General features: G+C 41.3%; 16 protein-coding genes. 5 read left to right on the top strand and 11 right to left on the bottom strand.

Annotated elements, in window-relative coordinates; genetic code table 11:
* Positions 1-3: 3 nt before the first annotated feature.
* Positions 4-651 (bottom strand): UvrY/SirA/GacA family response regulator transcription factor, encoded by a 648-nt coding sequence (uvrY, locus tag PSPO_RS08165; protein ID WP_010559928.1) that lies wholly within the window; start codon positions 649-651, stop codon positions 4-6.
* Between the two features lie 355 nt (positions 652-1,006).
* Here uvrY and PSPO_RS08170 point away from each other — a divergent pair, with 355 nt between their 5' ends.
* The 4 genes from PSPO_RS08170 (at position 1,007) to PSPO_RS08185 (ending at position 6,370) form a co-directional block, all read left to right on the top strand.
* On the top strand, positions 1,007-2,164 hold the full coding sequence (locus tag PSPO_RS08170) for a Na/Pi symporter (protein ID WP_010559927.1): 1,158 nt from the start codon (positions 1,007-1,009) through the stop codon (positions 2,162-2,164).
* A gap of 136 nt (positions 2,165-2,300) precedes the next feature.
* Entirely contained in the window at positions 2,301-4,646 is a 2,346-nt protein-coding gene (locus PSPO_RS08175; RefSeq protein ID WP_010559926.1) for a carbohydrate binding family 9 domain-containing protein, read from the top strand.
* A 220-nt stretch (positions 4,647-4,866) separates the two neighbouring features.
* On the top strand, positions 4,867-5,835 hold the full coding sequence (gene cysK / locus PSPO_RS08180; RefSeq protein ID WP_010559925.1) for a cysteine synthase A: 969 nt from the start codon (positions 4,867-4,869) through the stop codon (positions 5,833-5,835).
* A gap of 97 nt (positions 5,836-5,932) precedes the next feature.
* Positions 5,933-6,370, top strand: coding sequence for a hypothetical protein (locus tag PSPO_RS08185; RefSeq protein WP_010559924.1), 438 nt, complete (start codon positions 5,933-5,935; stop codon positions 6,368-6,370).
* A 66-nt stretch (positions 6,371-6,436) separates the two neighbouring features.
* On the opposite strand, the gene PSPO_RS08190 is transcribed toward PSPO_RS08185, so the two are convergent.
* The gene (locus PSPO_RS08190; RefSeq protein ID WP_010559923.1) at positions 6,437-8,692 is read right to left on the bottom strand and encodes an acyl-CoA dehydrogenase; all 2,256 of its coding nucleotides are present in this window, start codon (positions 8,690-8,692) and stop codon (positions 6,437-6,439) included.
* Between the two features lie 143 nt (positions 8,693-8,835).
* Here PSPO_RS08190 and PSPO_RS08195 point away from each other — a divergent pair, with 143 nt between their 5' ends.
* Positions 8,836-10,668, top strand: coding sequence for a M2 family metallopeptidase (locus tag PSPO_RS08195; protein ID WP_010559922.1), 1,833 nt, complete (start codon positions 8,836-8,838; stop codon positions 10,666-10,668).
* Positions 10,669-10,893: 225 nt separating this feature from the next.
* Here the strand turns inward: PSPO_RS08195 and PSPO_RS08200 are convergent, their stop codons facing one another.
* The 9 genes from PSPO_RS08200 to nagX form a co-directional block, all read right to left on the bottom strand.
* Positions 10,894-11,649, bottom strand: a complete 756-nt coding sequence (locus tag PSPO_RS08200) for a putative porin (protein WP_010559921.1) — start codon at positions 11,647-11,649, stop codon at positions 10,894-10,896.
* A 13-nt stretch (positions 11,650-11,662) separates the two neighbouring features.
* The gene (locus PSPO_RS08205; RefSeq protein ID WP_010559920.1) at positions 11,663-12,040 is read right to left on the bottom strand and encodes a PH domain-containing protein; all 378 of its coding nucleotides are present in this window, start codon (positions 12,038-12,040) and stop codon (positions 11,663-11,665) included.
* A gap of 17 nt (positions 12,041-12,057) precedes the next feature.
* On the bottom strand, positions 12,058-13,062 hold the full coding sequence (locus tag PSPO_RS08210; RefSeq protein WP_010559919.1) for an aminoglycoside phosphotransferase family protein: 1,005 nt from the start codon (positions 13,060-13,062) through the stop codon (positions 12,058-12,060).
* Positions 13,040-13,927: an ABC transporter ATP-binding protein gene (locus PSPO_RS08215; RefSeq protein ID WP_010559918.1), complete on the bottom strand. Its 888-nt coding sequence runs from the start codon at positions 13,925-13,927 to the stop codon at positions 13,040-13,042. The genes PSPO_RS08210 and PSPO_RS08215 overlap by 23 nt, the downstream gene beginning before the upstream one ends.
* 2 nt (positions 13,928-13,929) lie before the next feature.
* On the bottom strand, positions 13,930-14,751 hold the full coding sequence (locus tag PSPO_RS08220) for an ABC transporter permease subunit (protein ID WP_010559917.1): 822 nt from the start codon (positions 14,749-14,751) through the stop codon (positions 13,930-13,932).
* 13 nt (positions 14,752-14,764) lie between these two features.
* Positions 14,765-15,940, bottom strand: a complete 1,176-nt coding sequence (locus PSPO_RS08225) for a cystathionine beta-lyase (RefSeq protein WP_010559916.1) — start codon at positions 15,938-15,940, stop codon at positions 14,765-14,767.
* Positions 15,941-16,011: 71 nt separating this feature from the next.
* The gene (gene nudC / locus PSPO_RS08230) at positions 16,012-16,932 is read right to left on the bottom strand and encodes an NAD(+) diphosphatase (protein WP_040642779.1); all 921 of its coding nucleotides are present in this window, start codon (positions 16,930-16,932) and stop codon (positions 16,012-16,014) included.
* A gap of 90 nt (positions 16,933-17,022) precedes the next feature.
* The gene (nagB, locus tag PSPO_RS08235; RefSeq protein ID WP_010559914.1) at positions 17,023-17,823 is read right to left on the bottom strand and encodes a glucosamine-6-phosphate deaminase; all 801 of its coding nucleotides are present in this window, start codon (positions 17,821-17,823) and stop codon (positions 17,023-17,025) included.
* A 245-nt stretch (positions 17,824-18,068) separates the two neighbouring features.
* Entirely contained in the window at positions 18,069-19,208 is a 1,140-nt protein-coding gene (gene nagX, locus PSPO_RS08240) for a transmembrane glucosamine N-acetyltransferase NagX (RefSeq protein WP_010559913.1), read from the bottom strand.
* Between the last annotated feature and the right edge of the window lie 260 nt (positions 19,209-19,468).

Consider the following 19,468-nt stretch of genomic DNA (forward strand, 5'->3'; position numbering starts at 1 on the left):
GTGTTATTCGGCGTCAATCTCAATCATTTTATGGCGGATAGCAAGGTGTGTTAATTCTACGTCGCCACCCACATTAAGCTTTTCAAACATACGGTAACGATATGAATTGACCGTTTTTGAGCTTAAGTTAAGCTGATCTGCAATAGTTTGTACTTTCTCACCTTTAGTGATCATCAGCATAATCTGTAATTCGCGGTCTGATAGGCTTGCAAACGGGTTTTCATCATTGCGTCCGCTAAACTGCGCTAGTGCGATCTGCTGCGCAATTTCTGGCGCAATATAACGCTGCCCTGTTTTCACAGCGCGAATAGCATTAACCACTTCTTCAGGACCTGCACTTTTGGTTAAGTAACCGTGTGCACCTATTTGCATTACTTTGCTCGGGAATGGGTCTTCACATTGCATGGTCAATACAATGACCTTTACATCTGGGCAGAATCGACAGATCTTTTTAGTTGCTTCTAACCCACCAATACCTGGCATATTCATATCCATGAGTACGATATCTGGGTTATTTTGACGGCAAAACTGAACCGCCTCTTCGCCAGTTTTCGCTTCACCAACCACTTTAAAGCCACGTACGTCATCAAGTATACGCTTTATACCTGTGCGAACGAGTTCATGGTCATCAACTAACAATACGTTAATCAAGGAGTTACCTCACGGTTATCAATGTAAGACAGATTTAAGAGGCCTAACCATAGCACATTAGTTATCAAAGTCGAACAACTTAAATTGGATTTCCATGGCTATTTTGACCGATTGTTCACTAACTCACCGATTTATAAAAACTTCATCATTTACAATCTATTACATTACGAAATTTTAACGTTCTAACAGCAATTTAATGACGATAACAACACATCGATTGTTGTTAACTTTGAAATATTACACTCACTGTAATATTTCTTTCATATTTCTTTGTTTTAATCCGCGTCGTCACAAAAATGACATGTAAATGTCACATAACACGACCAACAAGGTCGTCGAAAACAAGAGAAATGAAATGAGTCAAAATACGTCAAATCCAATAAACGGCCAACAAAGTGTTACGGCCAAGTTTTTAAACTGGGCTGCTATCGCATTTTTAGTTTATTTGGTTTTAGTTGCAGTTAGTACCGTAAGTGGCGGTTTTAAACTAGCTTCAGGTGGCAGTGAAGGTGCGAAAGAAATTTTTGCATTCGCAACCAACCCATTTGTTGCATTATTGCTCGGTGCACTCGCAACTGCGTTAGTACAATCATCTTCAACCGTTACCTCGGTTATTGTTGGCCTAGTAGCTGGCGGATTACCTATTAATATTGCAATTCCAATGATCATGGGTGCGAACATTGGTACAACTATTACAAACACCTTAGTATCAATTGGTCATATACGTTCAAAAGAAGAATTTAAACGCGCATTCGAAGCGTCAACAGTACACGACTTCTTTAACTTAATTGCTGTTGCGATTTTCCTACCGCTTGAATTAGCGTTCGGCATTTTACAAAAACTATCTCAAAGCCTTGCGCATTTATTTGTCGGCGACGCTGACCTATCACTTAAAAGTTATAACTTTATCAAACCACTTGTTAAGCCTGCGGTAGGCGTAATTAAAGATGGTCTTGCATTTTTCGATGGCAAAACCCTTGGTATTGCTATGGTAATTGTGGGTATCGCACTGATTCTATTTGCAGTAACAACTCTTGGTAAACTATTGCAAAAAGCGCTTGTTGGCACAGCCAAAGAAATGCTACACCGCGCGATTGGTAAAGGCCCTGTTGCAGGTATTACATCGGGTGCTGTGGTTACGGTTATGGTGCAATCATCGTCAACAACAACAAGCTTAATGATCCCGCTTGCGGGTAGTGGTGTGTTCTCGACTAAACAAATTTACCCGTTTACGCTAGGTGCGAACATTGGTACCACCATTACTGCGCTGCTTGCTGCAACATCAATTACAGGCGCAGCTGCCGAAGTGGCACTAACAATCGCCCTTGTTCATGTAATGTTTAACGTATTTGCTGTTGCGCTTATTTACGGTACACCATTCCTACGTGAATTACCGCTTCGTGCTGCAAGTAAGCTGGCTGAAGTAGGTTCAAATAATAAGTCTTTAGCGTTAGGTTATGTGCTAGGTGCCTTTTTTGTTGTGCCTGGAGTAATGATGTTAGTATCGCGCTAAAAACTCACTACCTTGTAAAAATAACGATAAAGTGGTTACTTTATCGTTATTTTTTGTTGCTTAACCTTATCTAAATTGCTCGAAAAACTGCAACACTCTAAAATACTGCAAAACAATAAAAACTCGTGCAATTAAAATGAAATACCCGCTAGCACTGTGTGCTGCCCTACTCTCTACCTCTGTAATAGCAAAAACCGACACCACACTTGAGATCCCATTTTTATCAGATTCAGTCGTTATTGATGGCAATATAAATGAAAGTGTGTGGCAGCAAGCAAAACGCATCGAAATCAACAATATCACTTGGCCCTATGAAAATATGCCAGCCAAGGAGCAAGCCTACGCACTTGTTTATGAAGATGGTGAATCACTCAATGTCGCTTATGTGGTAAGTGATTCAAACCCAAATGCAATTCGTGCGTTTTATCGCGACCGTGATAAAAACTGGAGCGATGACTTAGTGGGTTTGAAAATTGACTCATACAATAACGAAAAGCTGGCGTATCAGTTTTTTATTAATCCGCTTGGCGTGCAAATGGACTCCATTGAAAACGTGCTAACAGGCCAAGAAAGCGATGCGTGGGATGGTATTTGGCACAGCTCGGGGCAATTAACAGAAACGGGTTATGTTGTTGAGATTTCAATTCCGTTTCGCATATTAAATTTCGAACAGGGTAATAACAGCAAAAAAATGGCGATGGAGTTTGTTCGCTTTTTACCACGAAATGAACGCCTGCGTATTTCATCAATAAAAATCGACCACGCTAACAGCTGTTGGGTTTGTCAAATGCAAACCGTGTCAGGTTTTGAACAAGCCGAACAAGGCAATAACCTAACGCTAGTGCCAACCATTGTTGCTGGCCGCAGCGAAAACCGCGATGTCAGTGTTGTACCCATTGAAGATTGGCAAGCAGATAACACCTTAGAACCGGGATTAGACCTAAAATGGGGGATCACGCCAGAAGTTACGCTTACTGCGACCATTAATCCTGACTTTTCACAAGTCGAAGCCGATGTTGCACAGCTCGGTATCAACAACAGTTTCACTTTGTTTTTTCCAGAAAAGCGTGCCTTTTTCTTAGAGAATACCGACTATTTTTCAACACCTTGGAACCTTATTTATACCCGCAATGTGGCAGAACCTGACGCAGGTGTAAAACTTACAGGAAGCGTTGGCTCGCATACCTTTGGTAGCTTTATCGCTAACGATAACCAAAGTAATGTGATTATCCCTGGTAACCTAGGCTCGACTATTGTCTCGTTAGAAAGTAAAAGTAACAATGTTGCGGCACGTTATCGCTATGACTTTACCAACGACTTCTCTATAGCCGCAACGACAACCGCACGAAGCGCTGATGACTATTACAACTATGTGTCGTCACTTGATAGCAAATACCGTTTAACTGAAAACGATACCTTTATCGCACAACTTGCGATGTCGCGAACAAAGTATTCCGATGAATTTAGAGACAGCATTTGCGACGCCGATAACCTTTCAACGTGCAAACAACAAGCGCGCACACAATGTGAAAATGAGCAAGATTGCGAAATAAGCGAACAATATTTACGTGTCAGTGCTGAAGAAGCAATTGATGATATTGCCTATAAACTTAGTTATGAGCACAACGAAAAGTATTGGAGTCTATTTGCACGCTACGACAACCTTGGTGAAGATTTCCGCGGCGATTTAGGTTTTATGAACCAAGTTGATTTTAATAAGTTTGTGAGCGGTGGTCGTTATCGTTGGTACGGTGAGCAAGGTGTTAATTGGTATAATCGCATCGAATTTTACAGTGACTGGGATATTAGCCATAACGCCAATGGCGAACTGCTAGAAAAAGAAGTTCAAGCAGACTTATCATTTAACGGCCCATTGCAAAGTTACGGTAAAATTGAATTGCTCCAGCGCGACCGCGTCGGTCTTCGCCATAATAAAGCGCGGTTAGATATAGATGGTAACACTACGCTGTTTAATGAAAACCTCGTTGGCGTGTATTTAGAATTTAAACCAATCTCAGGCATGTTTGCCTCACTTTACGCTAATACAGGTAATCATATCGACTTAGCAAACAATCGTTTAGGCGATAAAACCCGTATTCGCCCTATACTAAATATGAACTTAAACCGCCATATAGAATTGCGCTTGCGTCATACATATGAAGCGATGGACGTGGACGGTGCTGATCTATTCACTGCAAACTTAACCGACGCGCGATTAAGTTATCAGTTTAACAATCGAAGCTTTGTACGATTAGCCGTAATTTATCGTGATATTGAGCGCAATCCAAATAATTACATTGATGATGTAACGGCGCACTACAAAGGGTTTTCAACTCAACTGCTCTACTCTTATAAAGTGAATCCGCAAACGGTATTTTTTGCTGGCTATTCCGATAACGGTTATCAAGATGATGACTTATCAAAAATAGAGAAGACAGACCGTTCAGTATTTATGAAAATGTCATACGCTTGGATGCTATAAGTTAAAGACGTTTATGGGAAGCTAAGGCTTCCCTTTTTATTTCTGATATTTCGTTTTTTTGCGTCTAATTTCACGTTCTGTACCAATAACACTGCTAATTTAGCCATAAACGCCTATTTCAGGCAGTTTGGCTATATATTATAGCCAAACTTTCCTTTCGTTTTTGCAACTAGTCAGTATGCTTAGCGTAAATGAATCCGAACATTTAGGGATACACATAATGAGTAACATTTTTGAAGATAATTCACTGAGCATTGGTAATACGCCACTAGTTAAACTTAACCGTGTAACGTCAGGTAACGTATACGCGAAAATTGAAGCGCGCAACCCAAGTTTCAGCGTTAAGTGCCGTATTGGTGCATCAATGATTTGGGAAGCTGAAAAGTCAGGTGAATTAACCAAAGACAAAGAGTTAATCGAACCGACTTCAGGTAACACAGGTATTGCACTTGCGTTTGTTGCTGCATCACGTGGTTATAAGCTAACGCTAACGATGCCAAACACAATGAGCCTTGAGCGTCGTAAGCTATTAAAAGCGTTAGGTGCAAACCTAGTATTAACTGAAGGCGCTAAAGGCATGAAAGGTGCGATTGAAAAAGCACAAGAAATTCAGCAAAGCGAACCTGAAAAGTACATTTTACTACAGCAATTCGAAAACCCAGCAAACCCTAAAATTCACTTCGAAACGACGGGCCCTGAGATTTTCGACGCAACTAATGGCGATATAGATTTCTTCGTAGCCGGTGTTGGTACAGGTGGTACTATCACAGGTACTAGCCGTTTCTTAAAATTAGAAAAAGGCCTAGACGTTAAATCAATCGCAGTTGAGCCAGTTGATTCACCAGTGATCAGTCAAAAAATTGCAGGCGAAGAATTAAAGCCAGGTCCTCACAAAATCCAAGGTATTGGTGCAGGTTTCATCCCAGGTAACTTAGACGTTGAAATGATTGACGGTGTTGAGCAAGTTTCAAATGACGACGCTATTTCAATGGCGCACCGCCTAATGAAAGAAGAAGGTATTCTTGCGGGTATTTCTTCTGGTGCCGCGGTTGTTGCAGCAAAACGTATCGCTGAACTGCCAGAAAACAAAGATAAGAAAATTGTTGTTATTCTACCAAGCTCTGCAGAGCGTTACCTAACTAGCCCACTGTTTGCTGAAGAGTTTACAGATCAAGAGTTAGTGCAATAATTTACCGCTTTAAAAGTGCGAAGCACCGCTTCGCACTTTACATCCTATCAAAATCATTCCACACTTAGCCTAAATAAAAATAACGACAATTAGGCATATGTTACGTAACATTCTTCTTTCATCTTTGTTTATATTGCTTGCTGCGTGTGGTGAAACTTCACCTGAAATAAAAGCAGATAACGACTCACCTGAATATAAAGCATCTGAATTTTTCTACGCAGTATTGCTTGAAGACGACATCAATAAAGCAGTCAATGCATCGGTGCCAAAATATGGCCGTATTATCAAGTCATACGGCTCAACAAAGCAATTTGCACGCAATGTACTAAATATGCGTTTTGACGAAGTGGAAATTGAAATCGACCACGGCAGCCGCAGTGTTCGTAAACGTTTTGGCGACTCAGCCGTGTTAAACGTTATTTTACACGGTAAACATAACGGTAACCGTATCGCCGATATGCGCCAGATTAAACTTGTTAAAGTAAAAGGCACTTGGTATATCGAAAAAGTCCTCGACGACCCTTACGCGCGCTAATACTTTGCTTATTAAACCGCTCAGCGCAATCTGTGCATTGCAAAGAGCGGTTTAATTTAACCTTAATTAATCAAACGATTCAAACTCATCAACTTTTATTACCGCTTGACGCAGCGTTTCATATTCTGTGAGTTGCGCTAATTCTTCTTGATTAAACTCATCACTCAATGTGTTTATCGCATTTAGTCTGTCAAACTTAATATCAAAACGCGCATGTTTAATGGCTTTTTCAAAACGCGATATTAACGTTTTTTGCTCCGACAAAATCACTAATAAGCGCTCCATATTATCAATATCACTACCCGCTTTGATATGACACAAGTTGCATAATCGCTCACGCATTACTGCATTGTTACTTAAACTATTAACCACTTGATTTAATGTCTCATCACTTGGTTTGTGATACGGGTTTCCCCACGGGAAAACCGCGAAACGAATCACACCGCCAAATGAAATATTGACAAAAAACGCGTCAAAGGCTTGGCCTATTTCATACAAACAATGGTCGATAGCGTAATTAACAAAAGGTAAGTCGGAGACTTGCCTACCGTCGTCTTCATAGCGTTTTAACACGCTGCTGGCTAAATAAAGCTGACTTAAAATATCACCTAAACGTGCTGATGTTGCTTCTTTACGCTTCAATGCCCCGCCCAAACGTAACATTGCGTAATCGGCGCAAAACGCAAATGACGCACTGAGCTTTGTCAGCGTTTGATAGTAATGCGCAACAGGCCCTGCGCTTGCTTTAGGCACAAACCAATTTGCGGTTAAACCATGGAAAAAGCTGAAGCCAAAATTACCTAAGGTATGCACGATATGTTTGCAAAGATACTCATCAAATTGATGTAAGCCACTTTGTTCGTCATCCATTGCCACCGCTTCCATTTCATTCAAAATAAATGGATGACAGCGCGTTGCACCTTGACCAAAAATCATTAAACAACGGGTTAAAATATTTGCCCCTTCAACCGTAATAGATACTGGCGTGCCTTTGTAGGCACTCGCTAAACTATTACTTGGACCATTTTGCACCGCTTTACCCGCTTGAATATCAAAACCATGATTTACGATATCACGGCCAATTTCAGTAAGGTGGTATTTAGTAATGGCAGTGATCACCGCAGGGCTTAAATTAAGATCGAGTGCCGTTGTTGTCATACGTCGTGTCGATTCGGTAAGGTAACTCATCGCAGCAATGTGCGCTAAACTTTCGCCTACGCCTTCAAACTGTGCGATTGGCAAACCAAATTGCTTACGTATTAATGCATACGCACTAGTTGTGCGCGTGGTTAAGTGAGCTGTTGCAGTCGCAAGTGCAGGCAACGAAATACCTCGCCCCGCACTCAAACATTCAACCAACATGCGCCAGCCTTTACCAATGTAATCTTCACCGCCAATTAGCGCATCAAGTGGCACAAAGACATCTTCCCCTTCGGTTGGGCCATTCATAAATGCCATGCCCATCGGGTCGTGACGTTTACCCGTAGTGACCCCTTTTGTTTTTGCCGGAATAAGTGCACAGCAAATGCCTAAATCTTCTTGTTCGCCCAATAATCCATCTGGGTCATATAATTTAAATGCTAAGCCAATAACCGATGCAATAGGCGCGAGAGTGATATAACGCTTACGCCAATTAAGCTTGATGCCCAGTGTCATTTTGTTTTTATAGCGTTTTTTACACACCACACCGTAGTCTTGAATTGCCCCAGCGTCAGAACCTGCATCTAAGGCAGTCAAAGCAAAACACGGGACTTCATCGCCATTTGCCAGTTTAGGTAGCCAAAAATCTTGTTGCTCTTTCGTACCATAATGAGCAAGTAATTCCGCCGGACCTAAACTGTTTGGCACCATCACCGTGACCGCGGCTGATAAACTCGAACATGCAATTTTACTGACAATGGTTGAATTAGCATACGCGGAAAAACCGTGACCACCGTGACTTTTCGGTACGATTAAGGCAAAGAAGCCCTCTTCTTTTAAGTACTTCCACACCGCTTTCGGTAAATCGCGTTCAGTCACAATTTGGTGATCGTCCAACATATCCAATAATGTGGATACTTGATTATCAATAAAACTCTGCTCTTCTGTGCTCAGTTTGGGGTTGGGGTACTCGCGAAATGTTTGCCAATTTGGTCTGCCAGAAAACAGTTCGCCATCCCACCAAATATCCCCCGCTTCCATTGCTTGGCGCTCTGTATCTGACAGAGGCGGCAAAGCCTTTTTGAAATAGTTAAAAACAGGTTTTGTTACAAATCTTAAGCGATTGGCACGAATGCCAAAAATCGCGGCAATAACAAAAACAATTATTATAAAAATCAACATTGTAAAAACTATCCCTTGAATTTATTTAACGCTTACCCAAGTATGACTTAATCCCTGAAAAAGTCTAACTGGCATTTACCCAAAAACCACGACTTGCTAATATGCGTTGTTGGCTTTAGGCCATTACTTTAAGGGAAACAATAATGACATCATTTAAACTCTCACTACCCGCATTACTCGTCGCATCAGCGGTCGCGATTACTGGCTGTAATGCAACTAGCAAACAGCAAGAAACACAATCGGCACAACAAGTAACAGCACAAGACGCAAAAGCGTTTTTAGCAAATACTGAAACAGAATTAATGGCGCTTTATAACGAAGTTAGCCGTGCTGAGTGGATTTACGCAAACTTTATTACGCACGATACGTCAGGCCTATCTGCTGCAGCAAACGAAAAGATGACTGCTGCTGTAGTTCGTTTAGCAAATGAAGCGTCTAAATTTGATAAGTTAGACCTAGACGAAGATAGCCGCCGTAAACTAGATAAACTGAAGCTTGCACTCACCCTGCCTGCTCCACAAGATCCAGCTAAAACTGCTGAGCTTTCGAAAATCGTTGCTGAACTTGGCGGTCTTTACGGTAAAGGTAAATACTGTAAAGAAGACGATAAGTGCTTAAGCCTTGGCGATATGACTGCAACCATGGCAACAAGCCGTGATTACGACGAACTACTTGATATTTGGACTGGTTGGCGCGAAGTTGCTAAACCAATGCGTCCTCTTTACGAGCAACAGGTTGAGTTAACAAACCAAGGCGCAAACGAGCTTGGCTACGCAGATACTGGCGCTATGTGGCGCAGTAAATATGATATGCCTGCCGATGACTTTGCCAAAGAGTTAGACCGTATTTGGGGTCAAGTTAAACCGCTATATAATTCACTACACTGTCACGTTCGCGCAAAACTGGGCGAAAAGTACGGTGAAGACAAAGTACCACAAGATAAGCCAATTCCAGCACACTTGCTTGGTAACATGTGGGCACAAACGTGGGGTAATATCTACGATGTAGTTGCACCTGCGAACGCCGATCCGGGTTATGATGTAACTGAATTGCTTGCTAAGCACAACTACGACGAACTAAAAATGGTGCGTGGTGCTGAGAAATTCTTTACGTCAATGGGCTTTGCACCATTACCTGAGACATTCTACGAGCGTTCACTGTTTACTAAACCACAAGATCGCGACGTGCAATGTCACGCTTCAGCTTGGAACTTAGATAGCAAAGACGATTTACGTATTAAGATGTGTATCCAACGTACTGGTGAAGAATTCTCAGTAATTCACCACGAACTGGGCCACAACTTCTACCAACGCGCTTACAACACGCAACCAATTTACTACCAAGAAAGTGCTAACGATGGCTTCCACGAAGCAATTGGCGACACTATCGCCCTTTCTGTAACACCTGGTTACTTAAAAGAAATCGGTTTACTTGATGAAGTACCGGATGAATCAAAAGATATCGGTCTTCTAATGAAAATGGCAATGGATAAAATTGCATTTATTCCATTTGGCCTACTTGTTGACCAATGGCGCTGGAAAGTATTCTCTGGTGAAGTAACACCTGAGAACTACAACCAAGCGTGGTGGGAACTGCGTGAAAAGTATCAAGGTGTTGCGGCTCCTGTAGCTCGTACTGAAGAACACTTTGATCCAGGTGCGAAATACCATGTACCAGGTAACACACCTTATACACGTTATTTCTTAGCGCATATTCTACAATTTGAATTCCACCGCGCATTATGTGAAATCGCAGGCAGCAAAGAGTCTATTCACCGTTGTAGTGTTTATAACTCAAAAGAAGCTGGTGAGCGTTTAGATGCGATGCTGAAAATGGGTTCTAGTCGCCCATGGCAAGAAGCGCTTGCAAGCGTAACAGGTAAACCAGAAATGGATGCAACAGCAATTCTTGATTACTTTGCACCATTACAAAAATACCTAGACGAGCAAAACAAAGGCCGCCAGTGCGGTTGGTAAGCTAATACCAATTCTGTTAAGTATGTGATCAGGGATAGCGCTGGATAAATGAAATGGTAACAAGGCGGAATTTTTCTTATGTAGTTGTTCTACATTGACAAATTTTACGCAGTTAGCATGATAGTTAGCCCGCTAGGATGATCTGCTATTTAAGTGAATTGGTATAACTTAGCTTAAACAAAAAAACCGCTGAAATTCAGCGGTTTTTTTATTGTTTAAATACGTTTAAAACTGGCCGTACACTGCAAAAACAAGTGCTTCATCAATATCTTGATAGCCAATTGAAAAGGCAAAATTAGCATCGGTATAATATTTCGCTTTTACTTCAAACTTGCCATCATTTACACCCAGGCCTGCAGAGATTGCTTGGTTTAAATAATAAGTACCAAATACACGGGTAACTATGTCATTTCCTGTTTCAGTAACAGACGCATCAACGGCTAAATGCTGCGCACTGTTTAGCGCCATAAAATAGCGAGACGCCAACTCCCAGCTATCTAGGTCTACCTCAGTATCAAAACTAAACGCAAGATAATCAATACGGTTGATTTGATGGTTGTATTCAGCACGCGCAAATACTTCGCCGTCTTGACCATCGGCATCGCTATAGCGTGCACTGACTTTAAAATCATCGTTAATCAGATAGCCGGCGCCAGCGCTAAAGGCATCAAAGTCGCCCTGTTTGGCAACGTCTGCGGTGATAAATACATTATTTGGTAAAAAATACTCGCCACCAATATTGTAGAAGTTATCATCGTAAAAGTTATTAATTGAGCCGTACAGGTTAGTATCGGTATTTAGATAGCCAAACTCATCTAACACACCAATCATTGCTTGCGGTTTAAAAAAGTAATGGGTGCTAAACGCAAAACCATCGTAGTTATCGGCATTAACATAATTAAATTCGTTAAACGACTGATAACTCGCGGCATTTACACCTGTCGCCGCCATTAATAAACCTGATAAAAGAAATTTCTTCATATAAAACTTGCCACTATCCTAATGTGTATTGACTTAAAATTTTGTAAACCTGATCGATATCGTCTCCCGCCTTAAACTCTTTTGTTAGCGGATTTGGCTCAGAGCCTAACCAGATTTTTAATTCAGCATCGAGGTCAAATGTACCTGCTGACTCTTTGCTAAATTTAGTTATTTTGCTGTAAGGAATTGAAAGTACTTCGGCTTTATTACCGCGTACACCTTGGCGATCAACCAAAATTAAGCGTTTATTGGTAAACACTAAAACGTCACGAATAACTTTATACGCCTTTTCAACTTGCTCACCGTCAATCAGCGCTGAATCAATAAAACGCTCAACTTCCTCGCTGTCTACTTCACTTGCATTACCCAATAAGCCTGATAAAAGTCCCATTGTTGTCTCCTTAGCTGTTATATCGGAAAAAGATACTGTTCAGCATCTTGCCAATTTTTGCATTGTTTTACACCGGGTACATATTCAATTAAATAATTTAAGTTACCCGTGTGGCGTAACAATGTCAGTGTCATTAAACTGTTTAGTAACGTTCGTTTATCGTCAACTTGATAAAGGTAGCTTTCTAAAAATTGCTGAAAAACCTTAGTTTTACCTTTTGCTACAAGTAAACCAACTGTCGTGACTTCAAATAGTGGCTCGTTGCACACTAACGCATCACCAAAGTCAATCACACCACAAAGTGAAATGCCGTCATCACCGCGTTTAACTAATAAATTACCCGGGTGCAAATCACTGTGTACTAAATACAGATTAGTGGTGTCTGGTGCGGTATAAGGTGTATGTGCAATATAGGGAATAAAATCCGCTAAAAAATCTGCACGCAAGCCTTGGCGCTTTCTCCTGGCGTAGCTATTGTGGTATTGCTCATCAATAAATTTTTGCCAATCTTTGTACAGTACGCTTGTTTTTTGCATAGGAATACTGTGCATTTGTAGGCAAAAACGTCCTAATTGCGCGGCTATTGACTGTTGTTCATCGTCTGTTAGTTCATTGTAAATATCTGACAGTAGTTGCCCTTCAAGCCCTTTTGTAATTAAGTAACCCCAGTTATTGAGCTCACCGTGCGCAATCAATTTAGGTGTTGCAATCGGTAGTGCTGCCGCGTCGCATAAATCGAGCGCTTCTTTTTCATGGTGATACTGAAATAGCCAATTTGGCGCAATAAATTTAATGTAAAAGGCTTGATTACTGGCACTGTGCAATAAAAATGTGGGATTTTCGCCTGAGCTAACGCGCTCTACTACACTAAGCGCTAAATCATTATTTTCACATATTTGCTCAATCAGCGGTTGCCAATGTGTTTCATTGGTAAAATCGCAAATAGCGCAAGCATATTCATAGCTTGGCGCTTGAGGCAGCGCCATGGCATCAAAATCTTTAATCAAATAACTGGTTTTCAAGCGTTTTTCCGTTGTAAATTTGTTGGTATGCAATCTGCTTTTGATGCAAGTGTTGCAGCAATTGAATATCAAAGTCAGTAACACTGGCATCATATTCAATTAAGTACTCGCGTGATTGCGTTGTTTTTATTTGTATTAGCCCATTGAGCCCTGAAATTATCTTATCAAAATCATCACTATGTTGTTTTAATCGCAAGGTCAAATAAGCATGGTTTTGCGTATCAATATCACCTGAATATTGTTTCAAACTGCCGGCTTCAAACACAAATACACGCTGGCACAGGCGCTCAAGCTCTGCCAAATCGTGTGAGCTCAAAATAAACGTAATCTCAGAGCTCAAACTCGCAATTAGTTCCCTTATCTCTTTCGCATGAATTGGGTCGAGCCCTGCCGTGGCTTCATCGAGTAATACAAATGAAGGGTTGCCTATCAGCGCTTGGGCAATACAGGCGCGTTTTCGCATACCGTGTGATAATTCTTGTGGCTTTTTTGTTTTGTGTTCAATTAACCCTACTTGCGATAACACACGTGTCACTTCACTAAGCGCAGGCGCTTTTGCAAAACCTTGTAATTTAGCAAAAAAAGCAAGTTGTTTTTCAATACTAAAGCGCGGATCAAGCTGTGCATCTTGCGGTAATACCGCCAGTTTACCAAACTGCGCTGCATGAGGAATTGTGTCGCCGTCAAACAGTACTTCACCACTACTTGGTGAAATAAAGCCCGAGATTAAACTAAATAGCGTGGTTTTACCCGCACCATTAGGGCCAATAATCGCAACAGGCTCGCCACTTTCAATGGTCATTGAAACGTTCGTTAATACCTGATTGCTAGCAAAGTGTTTGCTTACATTTTTAAGTTCAATCATGGTTACACCCCTTGCTTCTTAAATAATGTAAACGTCAGCGCACCGTAGATGAGCGTTTGTGCAAGTGGCAGCAAATATTGTTCAGACACGCTCGCGCTTAACGCTAAGGTGTCAAACAAGCTAGCGTTAGGCAGCAAGTAACCTAAAAATGAAAAGCCCTGCCAAATATACTCAGCCAATAAGCCTATAATAATGCTGCCTAATGTAAGCAACAGTAAACAATGAACAATGGCTTGTTTAGATGATGTTGAATAAACATTTAACAGCAGCATAAAGGCAATCATCGGTAACACAACAAACATTAAATCAACCAATATTTGGCTGCTTAAATGCAGTGACCCTGAAAGTTGACCCGCATCATTCCAAACAATCAACATAATGCTTGCCAATAAGGCAATACCTATAAACGCGGCAACTACCACTACTTGACCAAGAAAACGGCCAAGCAATAAATCTTCACGTTTTGCGCGCAAAAGTAAAAATCGAATCGTGCCGCGCGCTTTATCACTGCATAACTGATCGGCTGCCGAAAACATGGCAAAAAATGGAAAAGTCAGCACTGCGACTAACCAAAATACGATTAATTCAGGAACCGCCCACGTAGATAAGTTTTCAAGACCTACTTCGCCAAGTAATTGCTCCATAAAGCGTTCAAACTGGGGATCTTTAAAAAACGCAGCGCCTTTCGCTACCACGTTGGTCAAAATAAGCGACCAAATCGCAAGGTAGCTAATAATGGCAACTAGCCCTCTTTTTGAAAATAGAAACCGTGAAAATTCAAATTGCGCAAATGCAATTACACGATGAAAGCTAGTTGAACCCATACAAATCCTTTATTTACTTTAATTGTGCTTGAAAACGTTCAAGTCCTTCGGCAAGGTCCAGTTTAAGATCATCTACGTCTTCAAGTCCAACATGAATGCGCACCAACGGCCCTGAAAAATCGTAGTTTGTTACCGTACGAATGCGATTAAAACTGGTTGTGACGGTAATTAAGCTTTCAAAACCACCCCACGAATAACCCATTTTAAAATGTTGCATACCATCTAAAAGTGCAGTAATCGCAGCTTGATTACCCTCTTTTAGTACAAAACTAAAAAGGCCTGTGCTGCCGCTAAAATCACGTTTAAATACATCTGAGCCTGGGCATGTGTCGAGCATTGGGTGACGTACATGATCAACTAACGGATGTTGAGCCAACCAATTGGCAATTTCTAATGCTGCTTGTTCGTGTTGCTTTAGGCGTACCGGCAATGTACGTAAACCTCGCATGGCAAGGTAAGCATCATCTGCTGATGTGCATTGCCCCATTAGGTAGGCATTTTCACGTAACTGCTCCCAACATGCCTCGTTTGCAATTGCTACGCCCATCATCACATCTGAGTGACCAACAATGTATTTAGTCGCCGCTTGAATTGACACATCAACACCGTGGGTTAGTGGCTTAAAGAAATAGCCATTACCATAGGTATTATCAATAAATACCAGCAAATCATGTTGTTTCGCAATTTTTGTCAGTAAAGGTACGTCTTGCACTTCCATGGTAATCGAACCCGGCGCTTCTAAAAAAAGCAATACAGTGTTGTCTTGAATCAAATCGGCAATGCTTTCACCAATAAGTGGGTCATAATAAGTTGTGCTCACACCCATATTTGCGAGAATTTTTTCACAAAAATCACGTGTCGGTTCATACGCGGTATCGACCATCAAAATATGATCGCCCGTTTTTACAAACGATAAAATGGCGTTACTAACCGCTGCCGCGCCACTTGGAAACAAGGCACAGCCTGCACCTTGCTCAAGTTCAGTAATTGCGTCTTGTAAAGCAAAGTGGGTATGCGTACCACGGCGACCATAAAACAGCGCTTGCTTACCACGCTTTGCGGTGTTTTCTTTCATCTGCGCTACTGAGTCAAAAACAATGGTAGATGCGCGTTGTACAACCGGATTAACCACCCCTTGGGTGTATTTTAACTTGCGACCTGCGTGAATAATTTGGGTATTTGCTTTCATAAATCGATTCTACTCTTGGTTCTGTTACAAACATTAAATAGACTTTTAGACGTCTAATCAAATCTAATTTGTTATGAGTTAATCCAATGCTCTAACAGGAAGCGACTAATCGAGCTATAACGCGGCTTTTTAAAACTTGATGAGTCATCGCCCCACTCACCAAATTTCGCTAATTCATCTCGGCTAAACCACTTAGCGTCTTCCAGTTCATCTTCACCAATATCAATTGTTGTACTGCTTGCCGTTGCAATAAAGCCAATCATCACTGAACTTGGGAACGGCCAAGGTTGCGATGCGATGTATTCGACCTCAGACACATCAATGCCCGACTCTTCCTTTACTTCACGAATAACCGCTTCTTCGAGCGTTTCACCCGCATCCACAAATCCGGCAAGTGCTGAATAGTTACCTGCAGGCCACGATGCTTGGCGTCCAAGCAAGCAGCGCTCAACACCATCGTCAAATACTTTCCGAACAATCATAATAACCGCCGGATCATGACGAGGAAACGTAATGTGACCACACTTTTTATTATCACATCGACGGGAATATCCCCCTTCATACGAGGCATTTTGGCTGCCGCAGCGCCCACAAAATACGTGTGTTTTGTGCCAATGTAATAAGGTTTTTGCATAGCCTGCAATCGCTACACTAGCAGCAGGGAAACTGGCGAGTTGGCTGCGAAATGGCAGAGTTTGATAACAACTTAATTCATCAAGCGCTAATTCTTGCTGGGTTATTTCGATAGCAAAGTACGGGGTATTATTCTCAAGTCCTAAAAATAGGTGCGGCGCACGCCCTAAAATTGTTGTGACTTGCTTTACACTTAACCACAATAAATCATCAAGGTGGCTAGTCGATAACATCATATCTTGATAAAAAAGCAGTACTTTGGCGTTGTCGCTATTAAGTTGTTGCGTGATAAATTCAGGTTTACTGCGTTCGCGCGAGCAACGCGCCAATGGCATTTGACTAAAAGGCAGATTTTGCATAGCTAATTTGTTGAATTTAATATGCTTACATTTAAACATAAAAAAAGCGCCAATGGCGCTTTTTAAAACAAAAATGATGTTACAAAATGATCAGTGCTTTAGCTCAGCTAAATATTGTTGTAACTTTTGATTTTCGCCTTCAATGTGCTTGTATAGTTCAGCGTTTACAAGTTTACTTGCCGCTGCTTCGTCAATAACAATCACTGCATCTTGATGGAATTGTAGCGCAGACGCTGGGCATACTGCAGAAACCGCACCTTCGCACATATCACGCACTGCATCAGCTTTATTTTCGCCAGTTGCGAGCAATACCACTTTTTTCGCTTCTAAAATCGTACCAATACCCATGGTAATTGATAAGTGTGGCTGAAATTCACCTTCTGCAAAAAAACGGGCGTTATCTTCTACCGTTTCTTTGGTAAGCGTTTTTACACGCGTTCGCGATGCAAGGCTCGATGATGGCTCGTTGAAACCGATATGACCGTTACGACCAATACCTAATAATTGAACATCTACACCGCCGCTTTGTGAGATCTTGTTCTCGTACATTTTACACGCGGTGATCGGGTTTTGTGCATCGCCCGGCGGAACAAACGTGTTACTTTTGTCGATATCAACGTGATTAAATAACTGCTCGTTCATAAAATAACGGTAGCTTTGAGGGTGGTCGCCGTCTAAACCTAAGTATTCGTCTAAGTTGAAGCTTGTTACTTGCTTAAAGCTTACTTTATTTGCTTGATTCGCTTTGATCAGTTCTTGATAAAGCGCTACAGGTGTCGAACCCGTTGCTAATCCTAATACAGAATCTTGTTTTCTATTAATTTGATCGATAAAAATCTGAGCACCGTATTCGGCCACTGCAGCTGCATCTTTTAAAATAACTATTTGCATAGGAAAGGCTCTAGTAAGGGGTTAAATAAAAATGGGATCTATGGATATCTGTCCGTGCAAGTATAGATAATCCATAGATCACAAAACCTAATCGGGATACAACGATATTAGGTTTCACCATTATGACAACGCTGTCATTATTGCGTCTATTTACATATTTGTAAAGTAAAAGTGAATAAAAAAGCGTTATAAAATATAAAGAAAATAAAAAAGCAGGCGGTGCCTGCTTTTTAAAATAGTAAGCGTTAAACGCTGATTAAAATCTTGCGTTTATATAGCCAATGCAGCACTAACAATTGCACGCCAAGTAAGGCAAACACACCTATTAAAGGCTGCCAAGGTGCCGGTACCGCAGCAATAAACCCACCAAATACACTGCGTGAAATGTATTCCCAGTTCACTAGGCTTGATGCGAGGTAAATCACAATTGAGTTAGCGCCAATAATTACGAATAGATATGCAGCACGTTGTTGATTAAGTAAATCAACTACAGCATAAAACACCGCCAGTAAAATAAAGCTCCAACCCACCGTTACCATAACAAATGACGACGTCCATAGGTCTTTATTAACTGGAAATACCATATTCCACAGCCAACCAACAGCAAGTGCAACTAAACCTGCAGCAAATAAAATACCTGCAGTTTTCCATTCGCCACGCTCTTGTGCTTGTTTAATATAGCGGCCCGCAATAACACCAAATAACGCGTTAGCAATAGCAGGAATACTCGACAAAATACCCTCTGGATCCATTGGCTTGTTTTGATAAGTAATGCCTGGTAGTAAGTTTGTGTCGAACCATGCGTTCCAAGAACCCGCACCGCCCGCAGATAAATCACCCGCAACACCACCTGGAACAGGTATGAAACAAAGCCAAACCCAATAACCAATCAATATCCCAGCAAGGGTAAACATTTGTGTTCTAAAGCTGGTATGCCATACCAGCATCGCCGCGACAAACCACGCGACAGCAATACGCCCAAGTACACTTGCGTAACGTACTTCTTCTGGGTTAAGTGGTACCCCAGTGCCCCAGCCATGGTTGTAAAGTACACCAAAAAAGCACAGTAATAATAAACGCTTAAACGCTTTTATATAAATAGGTTTACGGTCAACAAAAGGTAAATGGTCGATACGTTTAGGTGACAAACCCATCGCAACGCCAGATAAAAAGATAAATAAAGGGAAAATTAGATCGTAAAAGGTAAAACCGTGCCATTGACTATGTAATGTTTGCGCCTCTGCAACTTTCCATCCAGCCCAGCCAGTTAAAACAAACAAGGCGGCAAAAATTTTCTCACCGCCTAAAATCCAAAACATGTCAAAGCCACGCAGTGCATCAAGTGATGCTAATCGTTTCTTCGTTTTCTTATTTGTATCGCTCACGACAACCTCGTTTTTATACTTGTAATACCAATGCTGTTACGTGTGCTCTCAGCTCTAGCGCTTAAAAATAATATGCCAAGTAAGTAGAATTTCTCTTATGTAGACATGTTACATAAATAAATTCGAACGCAATAGCAATAAATTTAGCTCGCCAAAGTGATTAACGCGTTAAGCGAATTGGTACAATAATACCGAGTGAAACAATCCGTTGGTATCACTTAAGTCTAATTACGTGTGTACTTCCCCTAAAAATACACGCT

The organism is Pseudoalteromonas spongiae UST010723-006, assembly GCF_000238255.3.
Taxonomy (GTDB): domain Bacteria; phylum Pseudomonadota; class Gammaproteobacteria; order Enterobacterales; family Alteromonadaceae; genus Pseudoalteromonas; species Pseudoalteromonas spongiae.

Bases quoted from the DNA above. Each gene is read 5' to 3' on its own strand.
- PSPO_RS08195 (WP_010559922.1), top strand. From the start codon at position 8,836: ATGACATCATTTAAACTCTCACTACCCGCATTACTCGTCGCATCAGCG.
- PSPO_RS08220 (WP_010559917.1), bottom strand. From the start codon at position 14,751: ATGGGTTCAACTAGCTTTCATCGTGTAATTGCATTTGCGCAATTTGAA.
- PSPO_RS08200 (WP_010559921.1), bottom strand. From the start codon at position 11,649: ATGAAGAAATTTCTTTTATCAGGTTTATTAATGGCGGCGACAGGTGTA.
- cysK (WP_010559925.1), top strand. From the start codon at position 4,867: ATGAGTAACATTTTTGAAGATAATTCACTGAGCATTGGTAATACGCCA.
- PSPO_RS08190 (WP_010559923.1), bottom strand. From the start codon at position 8,692: ATGTTGATTTTTATAATAATTGTTTTTGTTATTGCCGCGATTTTTGGC.
- PSPO_RS08225 (WP_010559916.1), bottom strand. From the start codon at position 15,940: ATGAAAGCAAATACCCAAATTATTCACGCAGGTCGCAAGTTAAAATAC.
- PSPO_RS08215 (WP_010559918.1), bottom strand. From the start codon at position 13,927: ATGATTGAACTTAAAAATGTAAGCAAACACTTTGCTAGCAATCAGGTA.
- PSPO_RS08175 (WP_010559926.1), top strand. From the start codon at position 2,301: ATGAAATACCCGCTAGCACTGTGTGCTGCCCTACTCTCTACCTCTGTA.
- nagB (WP_010559914.1), bottom strand. From the start codon at position 17,823: ATGCAAATAGTTATTTTAAAAGATGCAGCTGCAGTGGCCGAATACGGT.
- PSPO_RS08205 (WP_010559920.1), bottom strand. From the start codon at position 12,040: ATGGGACTTTTATCAGGCTTATTGGGTAATGCAAGTGAAGTAGACAGC.
- PSPO_RS08185 (WP_010559924.1), top strand. From the start codon at position 5,933: ATGTTACGTAACATTCTTCTTTCATCTTTGTTTATATTGCTTGCTGCG.
- nudC (WP_040642779.1), bottom strand. From the start codon at position 16,932: ATGCAAAATCTGCCTTTTAGTCAAATGCCATTGGCGCGTTGCTCGCGC.
- PSPO_RS08170 (WP_010559927.1), top strand. From the start codon at position 1,007: ATGAGTCAAAATACGTCAAATCCAATAAACGGCCAACAAAGTGTTACG.